This is a genomic window from Pseudomonas sp. Irchel s3f10, from assembly GCF_900187515.1.
Classification (GTDB): domain Bacteria; phylum Pseudomonadota; class Gammaproteobacteria; order Pseudomonadales; family Pseudomonadaceae; genus Aquipseudomonas; species Aquipseudomonas tensinigenes.
In genome coordinates this window covers 226,024-232,549 of record NZ_FYDZ01000010.1, presented here as the reverse complement: position 1 = coordinate 232,549, position 6,526 = coordinate 226,024, and the positions used below count along the sequence as shown (strand labels likewise).

8 protein-coding genes are annotated in these 6,526 nt (G+C 58.9%); 5 read left to right on the top strand and 3 right to left on the bottom strand.

What is annotated here, in order from left to right:
* Positions 1-662, top strand: a 662-nt coding sequence (locus CKW17_RS21110; RefSeq protein WP_141234584.1) for an IS4 family transposase, incomplete at its 5' end; no start/stop codon positions are given.
* Between the two features lie 42 nt (positions 663-704).
* Here CKW17_RS21110 and CKW17_RS21105 read toward each other — a convergent pair.
* From CKW17_RS21105 to CKW17_RS21095, 3 genes are all read right to left on the bottom strand, one after another.
* The gene (locus CKW17_RS21105; protein WP_007918933.1) at positions 705-1,301 is read right to left on the bottom strand and encodes a superoxide dismutase; all 597 of its coding nucleotides are present in this window, start codon (positions 1,299-1,301) and stop codon (positions 705-707) included.
* Between the two features lie 176 nt (positions 1,302-1,477).
* Positions 1,478-2,080, bottom strand: coding sequence for a LysE/ArgO family amino acid transporter (locus CKW17_RS21100; RefSeq protein ID WP_095121384.1), 603 nt, complete (start codon positions 2,078-2,080; stop codon positions 1,478-1,480).
* A gap of 5 nt (positions 2,081-2,085) precedes the next feature.
* A complete protein-coding gene (locus tag CKW17_RS21095; RefSeq protein ID WP_095121383.1) occupies positions 2,086-2,487 on the bottom strand; it encodes an ACT domain-containing protein in 402 nt (133 codons plus the stop codon).
* A 96-nt stretch (positions 2,488-2,583) separates the two neighbouring features.
* On the opposite strand from CKW17_RS21095, the gene CKW17_RS21090 reads away from it, so the two are divergent.
* From CKW17_RS21090 to CKW17_RS21075, 4 genes are all read left to right on the top strand, one after another.
* Positions 2,584-3,483, top strand: a complete 900-nt coding sequence (locus CKW17_RS21090; RefSeq protein WP_095121381.1) for a LysR family transcriptional regulator ArgP — start codon at positions 2,584-2,586, stop codon at positions 3,481-3,483.
* Positions 3,484-3,578: 95 nt separating this feature from the next.
* Positions 3,579-4,571 (top strand): NAD(P)-dependent oxidoreductase, encoded by a 993-nt coding sequence (locus CKW17_RS21085; protein WP_095121380.1) that lies wholly within the window; start codon positions 3,579-3,581, stop codon positions 4,569-4,571.
* 116 nt (positions 4,572-4,687) lie between these two features.
* Positions 4,688-5,542, top strand: coding sequence for an ATPase (locus CKW17_RS21080; protein ID WP_095121379.1), 855 nt, complete (start codon positions 4,688-4,690; stop codon positions 5,540-5,542).
* A 113-nt stretch (positions 5,543-5,655) separates the two neighbouring features.
* On the top strand, positions 5,656-6,504 hold the full coding sequence (locus CKW17_RS21075; protein ID WP_095121377.1) for a cache domain-containing protein: 849 nt from the start codon (positions 5,656-5,658) through the stop codon (positions 6,502-6,504).
* Positions 6,505-6,526 lie beyond the last annotated feature (22 nt).

Sequence of the window (6,526 nt, the reverse complement as noted above, 5' to 3'; positions counted from 1 at the left end):
CAGGTGTCGAACGCCACTGGCTGATGCCGCTGAAAAAAGGCTCGCAGTACGAGGTGATCCAGCGTTTGGGGCGCCAGGATGCGATTGTTTTGCTGAGCACTTCGCCGCAGGCCCGCAAGCAATGGCCGGGATTGCCGGAGCACCTGACCGCAAGACTCCTGAGCAAAACCGTCAAGGGCAAGGTCTGTCAGATTTTGACCTCGATGGCCGATCCGCTGCGTTTCCCATCCGATGAAATCGTCGACCTTTACAGCCAGCGCTGGGAAATCGAATTAGGCTTTCGGGAAATGAAGCAGACGCTACTCAACAGCAGCTATACGCTGCGCAGCAAGACACCCGAGATGATCGAGCAAGAGTTGTGGGGCGTGTTGTTGGGCTACAACTTGTTGCGCTATCAGATGGTGGAAATGAGTCGCCACTGTCCTGGCATTTACCCGTGCGAAATGAGCTTTACTGCTTGTACCTGGGCGATTCTTGGGTTTATCAACAGCGTCTCGGCCGACCGCTCCGGGAACATCCCCAAGTATTTGGCCGAGCTTCATGCTTCAGCGCCGCACTACGTTCTGCCGCATCGACGTGAGGAGCGCGTTTATCCTCGGGCGATTCGGCTGAAATCGCCGAAGTATCCGATCAAAAATAAAAATGCCAGTCAGCTTAACTGACTGGCATTAGGCAAAAGCCGGGTTTTTTGACTGGCGCGCAGCTTAAGCGGTGAAGGTTTTGCCTTCGAACTGCTCAGCAACGAACTTCCAGTTGACCAGGTTCCAGAACGCTTCGACATACTTCGGACGAACGTTGCGGTAGTCGATGTAGTAAGCGTGTTCCCAGACGTCGCAGGTCAGCAGCGGGGTGTCGCCGCTGGTCAGCGGGTTGCCGGCGCCGATGGTGCTGGCCAGGGCCAGGGAACCGTCAGCCTTTTTCACCAGCCAGCCCCAGCCGGAACCGAAGGTGCCGATCGAGGTTTTGCTGAACTCTTCCTTGAACTTGTCGAACGAACCGAAGGCTGCGTTGATGGCTTCAGCCAGCGCGCCGGTTGGTTGACCACCGGCGTTTGGCGCCAGGCAGTTCCAGTAGAAAGTGTGGTTCCAGACCTGAGCGGCGTTGTTGAAGATACCGCCCGAGGAAGTCTTGACGATTTCTTCCAGGGTCTTGCCTTCGAACTCGGTGCCTGGCACCAGGTTGTTCAGGTTCACGACATAGGTGTTGTGGTGCTTGTCGTGGTGGTATTCCAGGGTTTCCTTGGAAATGTGCGGCTGCAGGGCATCGTGTGCGTAAGGCAGCGGCGGCAATTCGAAAGCCATGATGATTCTCCTAATCAGGTCTGTTGCGGTGAGCGCAAGGCCGATCACGGGCGGCCAGAAATGCACCGGCGAGTTTTTACTCTTTGCGGCGCAGGGTTTCGATCATAGCACCGGGGTTGCGCCATAACCACGCAACAACTGTGTGGGATAGAGGTTCCAGAGCCGTTTGGAATAAATCAGCTGGCGAAAATTAATTGCCCAGCCACGGTAAACATCATCAGCGCCACCACCAGATCGAGAATCCGCCAGGTACTCGGACGTGCCAGATATGGCGCCAACCACGCAGCGCCCAGTGCCAACGTGAAAAACCACAGCAACGAAGCACTCGCCGCACCCACTACATAAGCGCCCGGCACCGATTGTTGCGCGCCGAGCGAGCCGATCAACAACACCGTATCCAGGTAAACATGCGGGTTGAGCAGCGTCACCGCCAGCGCGCTGAGCATCACCGCACGCAGCGAACGCACGGTCTGATTCTCGCCTTGACCCATGCTCTGTTTCGAACAGGCCCGGCGCAACGCCTGACTGCCGTACCAGATCAAGAATGTCGCGCCACCCCAACGGGCAATCGCCAGCAGCGTCGGGTTCTGCGCCAGAATCGTCGCCAGGCCGAATACCCCGGCCGCCACCAACAGTGCATCGCAAACCACGCACAGCGCCGCCACGGGCAAGTGGTGCTCACGACGCAAGCTCTGCGCCAATACAAAAGCGTTCTGCGTACCAATCGCCATGATCAGTCCGAACGCCACCAGCAGGCCGTTCACATAGCTTTGCCACATAAGATTTACTCCGCGTTGGCTGCGAGATCGCGCAGCACTTGCATGGCGCGTTCGGCGTCGGTCTGGCCGACAAACAAATGGTCGTGGTAATAACCGGCGATTACGTTGCAGCTGATCCCGGCCTTGCCCAATGCCGTGGCAAACGCGGCGGTGAGGCCAACGGCTTCCAGCGCCGAATGCACATTCAGAGTTATCCACGCCGCGACGTAGTCGAAGCTGAAACCGGCCTGTTCGGCGTGGGAGCGTTCGACAATCACGGTCAGGCCTTCCTGCTCGCGGAAGCTGCCGACAACCTCCAGACCGCTCGGCAACACACCGTCGCGCAGGGTGCAGAACACGTATTCACCGGCGTTGAGTTGCGGACTCATGCTGCGCAATAGAGTCGAGAGTGAAGTTTCGCCAGCCATGAGAGTGATCCTTGAGAAAGAGTGCTTGCTGGCTATTCTCCGGGCGAAACCTGTATAAGAAAAACCAATAGTGCTGATCGCTCATTAGGAAAACTGATGTTCGACTACAAATTGCTTTCTGCTCTGGCCGCCGTGGTCGAGCAGGCCGGATTCGAACGGGCCGCGCAGGTATTGGGCTTGTCGCAATCGGCGATCTCGCAACGGATCAAACTGCTTGAAGCGCGGGTCGGCCAACCCGTGCTGATTCGCGGTACGCCGCCATCGCCGACCGAAATAGGCCGGCGTCTGCTCAACCATGTGCAGCAGGTGCGTTTGCTTGAACGCGACCTGCAAACCCTGGTGCCCGCGCTGGACGAAGAGGGTTTGCCGGAGCGCCTGCGCATTGCGTTGAATGCCGACAGCCTCGCCACATGGTGGGCCGAAGCGGTCGGCGACTTCTGTGCCGAACAACATTTGTTGCTCGATCTGATCGTCGAAGACCAGACCGTCGGCCTCAAACGCATGCGCGCCGGTGAAGTGGCCGCGTGCCTTTGCGCCAGTGAGCGTCCGGTTGCGGGCGCGCGCAGCGTGTTGCTGGGGGCGATGCGTTATCGCGCGCTGGCCAGCCCAGCGTTTATCGAACGGCATTTCCCCGACGGCGTGCGTGCCGAACAATTGCCGCGCACCCCGGCGCTGGTATTCGGCCCGGACGATTTTCTTCAGCATCGCTATCTCGCCTCGCTGGGCGTCGATGGTGGATTCGAACACCATTTGTGCCCGTCCTCGGAAGGCTTTATCCGCCTGACCGAAGCCGGATTGGGCTGGGGGCTGGTGCCGGAACTGCAAGTGCGCGATCAACTGCAACGCGGGGTGTTGCGCGAACTGTTGCCAGATAAACCGATCGACGTGCCGTTGTACTGGCATCATTGGCGCAATGGCGGTCAGCTTCTAGGCTTGCTGACCGAGCAATTGCTGCGTTCATCGGCGCAATGGCTGGTGCCCTGGAAGCAGCCATGAGCGTCAAGCTGCAAGCGGCAAGTTCAGCGCTGCGCACCGTTTTAAACTTGCAGCTCGAAGCTTGAAGCTCGCAGCTGGTTTCATTGGAGTTTTGCATGAAAATTTTGGTCACCGGCGCAAGCGGCTTCATTGGCGGACGCTTTGCGCGTTTCGCTTTGGAGCAGGGCCTGGACGTGCGGGTCAACGGTCGCCGGGCCGAGAGCGTCGAACATCTGGTGCGCCGTGGTGCCGAGTTTGTCCCCGGCGATCTGACCGATCCCGATCTGGTCCGTGAGTTGTGTTCCGACGTCGAAGCAGTGGTGCATTGCGCTGGCGCCGTCGGATTGTGGGGCCGCTATCAGGACTTCCACCAGGGCAACGTGCAGGTCACCGAAAACGTTGTCGAAGCCTGTCTCAAGCAGCGCGTCCGCCGTTTGGTGCATCTGTCGTCGCCATCGATCTATTTCGATGGCCGCGATCACCTCAACCTGACCGAAGAACAAGTGCCCAAGCGCTTCAAGCATCACTACGCCGCGACCAAGTATCTGGCCGAGCAAAAGGTCTTCGGTGCCCAGGAATTCGGCCTGGAAACCATCGCCCTGCGCCCGCGTTTCGTTACCGGCGCCGGCGACATGAGCATTTTCCCGCGCCTGCTCAACATGCAGCGCAAGGGCCGGCTGGCGATCATCGGCAATGGCCTGAACAAAGTCGACTTCACCAGTGTGCAGAATCTCAACGAAGCGATGCTCAGCAGCTTGCTGGCCGCCGGCTCCGCGCTGGGCAAGGCCTACAACATCAGCAATGGCGCGCCGGTGCCGCTGTGGGATGTGGTCAATTACGTGATGCGCAAAATGGAAGTGCCGCAAGTCACCAAGTACCGTTCGTATGGGCTGGCCTACAGCGTCGCGGCGCTCAATGAGGGTGCGTGCAAGCTCTGGCCGGGGCGTCCGGAGCCAACCCTGTCGCGTCTGGGCATGCAGGTAATGAACAAAAATTTCACCCTCGACATCAGCCGCGCCCGGCATTATCTCGACTACGATCCGAAAGTCAGCCTGTGGTCGGCGCTGGATGAGTTCTGTGCGTGGTGGAAAGCTCAGGACATCCGTTGAAACGATTCGGCCGGGCGGCAATGAACCGTGTAGCCGCTTGGGGGTCAATCCCTGCGGCTGCGGCGGTTATACTTCGCAGCATTTAGCCATCACCGCGTTTCACAAAGGTTGCCTCAATGTCCATGCGTAATGATGCCCACGACGATTTCGATGATGTCCCGAGCCTGCGTGCCGACAACTTCGACGACGATGACATTCCGACCACCGCCCGCACCTCTGTGCACTCGCGTACGCCGCCCGTGGTCAAGGTCAAGGCGGCCAGCACCGGCCCGTTGTGGGCTTTGGTCGGCGCATTGTTTTTCGCCTTCATCGGCCTCGCCTGGTGGAGCTTCCAGCAGATTTCGCTGATGGAGCAGCAACTGGTCGCGACCCAGGAAAGCTTCGCGCGGATCAGCGAAGAAGCCGCCGGGCGCTTGCAGGACATTTCCGGCAAGGTCGTCGCTAGTCAGTCCAACGTCACCAGTGACAGCGAGGCTTTGAAGCTGCAAATCAAACAGCTCGAAGGCAAGCTGCTCGACCAGAGCAAACAGCAGCAAGGCGTAGCGGGGCAGGCCAGCGATCTGGACAAACGCCTGGCACAGATGACCACGCAGACCACCGAACAGCAGAACGCCAACACTCAGTTGCAGGCACAGGTCAAAGCCTTGAGCGCTGAGCTGGCGACCGTGAAAAGCACACCGGCCGACACCAGCAAGGTCGACACGCAGTTGAAGGCCTTTGACGCCCAGTTCAAAAGCCTCGGCGCCGATATCGCGGCACTGAAGAAACAGGGCAACCCGAGCGCGGCGATCGATCGTCTTGAGCAGGAAATCGTCGTCCTCAAAAGCGAACAGGACAACCGCCCGGCGGCTCCGCAGGGTGGCGGCAATACCGCCGAGTTCGACGCCTTCCGTGCGCAGATGACCCGCAACATCAACACCCTTCAGGCGCAAATTCAGAATTTGCAGCAGCAGATCAATTCCCGCCCATAAGCTTTGTTGATCAGTGCAGGGGATTCTGTAATCCCCTGCATCATTCTGAATACTCGTACATCACCCCAAGCCGTCTACGCTCTTGAAACACCAACAAGAACGAGGGATGCGCTATGGGGTTTTTGCATAAAGTGGCCTGGCTCGGCGTGATGTTACTGGCCGGTTTCGGCCAGGTCAGCGCCGCCACTACCGCCAAGGATGACAGTCAGGCCGCCATCGCCTTGCTGGAAAAAGCCCTGGCCTACTACCACGACAACGGCGACAAGGCGTTCGCCGCGTTCAGCCGCCAGGGCGAGTTCGTCGACAAGGATCGCTACGTGTTCGTGGTCGATACCAAGGGCGTGATGCTCGCCAGCGGCGGGCCTTCATCAGCGTTGATCGGTCGTGACGTCAGTGAAGTGCTTGGCCCGGATCTGCAGAAAACCTTCAAGGATGCGTTGAAAGTGCCGGAAGGCAACGGCATCCAGCAGGCCGAGTACCGTTGGCAGAACTGGGCCGATGGCAAGGTCGAGCGTAAGCATGTGTTTTATCAACGCATCGGCCAGCGAATTCTTGCGGTTGGTTATTACTTGCCGCGAGCCTCGGCGGAGCAGGCCAAGGCATTGCTAGACAAAGCGGCGACTGATTTGGGCAAAGACGAGAAGGGCACGCTGACGGCGATCAACTCGCTCAAGGGTGGCTACTTGCAGGACGACTTGTATGTGTTTGTGGTCGATCTGGACACCCAGCGCTACGTCGCCCACGGCACCAATCTGCGCTTGATCAACACCGACTTTGGCAAGATCAAGGATCCGGATGGCAAACCGGTGGGCGAGCCGATTCTGGCGCTGATCGGCAAGCAGGATGAAGGCGAGTATGAATACCGCTGGAAAAACCCGGTGACCGGCAAGGTCGAGGACAAACATGCTTACCTGAAGAAGGCCGGGCATTTCCTTGTCGCCGTCGGTTACTACAGCCCCTGAATGAAATACCGTCCCCCTGTGG

Excerpts from the sequence above, each read along its gene's own strand:
- CKW17_RS21075 (WP_095121377.1), top strand. The coding sequence starts at position 5,656 with ATGGGGTTTTTGCATAAAGTGGCCTGGCTCGGCGTGATGTTACTGGCC.
- CKW17_RS21080 (WP_095121379.1), top strand. The coding sequence starts at position 4,688 with ATGTCCATGCGTAATGATGCCCACGACGATTTCGATGATGTCCCGAGC.
- CKW17_RS21085 (WP_095121380.1), top strand. The coding sequence starts at position 3,579 with ATGAAAATTTTGGTCACCGGCGCAAGCGGCTTCATTGGCGGACGCTTT.
- CKW17_RS21105 (WP_007918933.1), bottom strand. The coding sequence starts at position 1,301 with ATGGCTTTCGAATTGCCGCCGCTGCCTTACGCACACGATGCCCTGCAG.
- CKW17_RS21090 (WP_095121381.1), top strand. The coding sequence starts at position 2,584 with ATGTTCGACTACAAATTGCTTTCTGCTCTGGCCGCCGTGGTCGAGCAG.
- CKW17_RS21100 (WP_095121384.1), bottom strand. The coding sequence starts at position 2,080 with ATGTGGCAAAGCTATGTGAACGGCCTGCTGGTGGCGTTCGGACTGATC.
- CKW17_RS21095 (WP_095121383.1), bottom strand. The coding sequence starts at position 2,487 with ATGGCTGGCGAAACTTCACTCTCGACTCTATTGCGCAGCATGAGTCCG.